Source organism: Kocuria salina (assembly GCF_013368965.1).
Classification (GTDB): Bacteria; Actinomycetota; Actinomycetes; order Actinomycetales; family Micrococcaceae; genus Kocuria; species Kocuria rosea.
Genome location: NZ_SSSF01000039.1, coordinates 1 through 1,639, shown reverse-complemented (window position 1 = coordinate 1,639; position 1,639 = coordinate 1). Strand labels below are relative to the sequence as shown.

Here is a 1,639-nt window from a genome sequence, read left to right as displayed (position 1 = left end):
CCTGGATGCGCCGACGTTGATTTTCCGGTGAGTTGATCGGGATCAGTTCGGCGGTTTCTGGTTCCGGGCGTGCGGGGGCCGCCGGTCTGCCCGGCCCTTCCACTGGGGTTCCTTCTCGTGGGGTCAGGGAAGCGTGATCAAGCGATTGCGGTAGCGGTCTTGTGGGCGGGGCCGAAGAGGCTCTCCCACGCGGTTTGCCAGGGCCAGGCGGTGGGCAGGTGCAGCCGCCACTTCCGGGCGTGGTTGGCGATCCGGGCCGGCACCTGGATGAGCTGGGTGCGGATCGTGGCCGTCCTTGCCCTGGCGTGGGCGGTTGAGGCGATCACCCCGGCCGCGCGGGTCAGGTTGAAGGCCATCGCCGCGCACACCAGCCAGGCGGCGTTGGCGGTGAACACCCCGGACGGCAGGTGGGCCAGCGGGCCGTTCTTCAGGTCCGCGATGACTTGTTCGACGATCGCGTGGTCCCGGTGGGAGGCCTCGGCCTCGAGCGTACTCAGGGGCGAGTCGGTGAACACCGCGTGGTGCCGGTAGGCAACAAGCAGCTCGTCCTGTCCGGCCCGGGCGGTGGCCGGGTTCAGGCGCCTCACCCGGCGCACGATCAGCCGCGCGGTGACGTGCTCGGCCTTCCTCCGCGAGGTGAAGGCCGTGTAGGGGACCTCGGCGACCTCGGCATCGGAGATCCACCGGCCCTGTTCCTCGTCGAAGATCGCCTCCGGGTACCGGATCCCCGTCCAGGCGTCCTCGGGGATGCGGCTGATGGCAGCGGTCACGGCCGGGTCCATCCGCGCGGTGATCGAGAACCGCGCCCCGCCCGCACGGGCGGCGGCGACCACACCGTGGTTGTAGTACGCACTGTCGGCACGCACGGTGATCGCCCCGGCGGCCCCCGCCTTCCTCGCGGTGGCCAGGGCCTCGCCGATCAACCGCGGAGCCCCGTGGGCCGAGGCCGCCGCGCCCCGCCGCAGCCTCGTGGCCGCGATCACCGGCGCCGCGGTCGGGGTCGAGAGCGTGGCCAGCTGCGCGTTGAGTCCCCGCACTCCGGAGTAGCCGTAGCCGGTGCCCTGCTTGGCGTAGCCGTGGGTCTGGCGGATCGTGTCGTCCACGTCGAGGTAGGCGACCTGATCGGCCCCGGCCACCAGGCCCGGCACCCGGGAGGCGAGCCCGGCCAGGAAGCGGGAGGCCACCGCGTCGAGCTGGCGGACGTGACCGAAGGTGTAGGCCCGCAAGTGCGTACCCAGTGTCGTCGGTGCCCGGCCCGCGGTGAAGAGCCGGCCCATGCCCCCGTGGCGCAGCAGGCCCATGTCGGCGATGCTGTCGGCCCCGGCAATCATGCCCGCCACCAGCGCCGGGACCTTCGCGGCCGCGTTCGCCCCGGCCGGACCCGGCACCGTCACACGGTCGGCGACGAGCTCGTGCAGCCCGGCCTCCTCGGCCAGACTCATCACCGGGAGCAGCCCGGCGGTGGACACGAGATTGGGGTCATCGAAATCAGCCGAAACCGTATGAGAGACTCGCACTATCGGGTGCCCTTCTGCTGGGTGACGTGGAAGCTTCAAGAACTCCCATCGTCCCAAGCAAGAAGGGCATTCGTCTGTCAGGACTCACCCACCGCTCCCCTCGACATCGGCGCATCCAGGCT

At 71.1% G+C, this 1,639-nt stretch carries 1 protein-coding gene; it reads right to left on the bottom strand.

Going from position 1 to position 1,639, the window contains the following annotated elements; all coding sequences use genetic code 11:
• Nucleotides 1–137: 137 nt before the first annotated feature.
• Complete coding sequence (locus E7Z53_RS19815) at nucleotides 138–1,517, bottom strand: IS1380 family transposase (protein ID WP_176338694.1); 1,380 nt, start codon at nucleotides 1,515–1,517, stop codon at nucleotides 138–140.
• Between the last annotated feature and the right edge of the window lie 122 nt (nucleotides 1,518–1,639).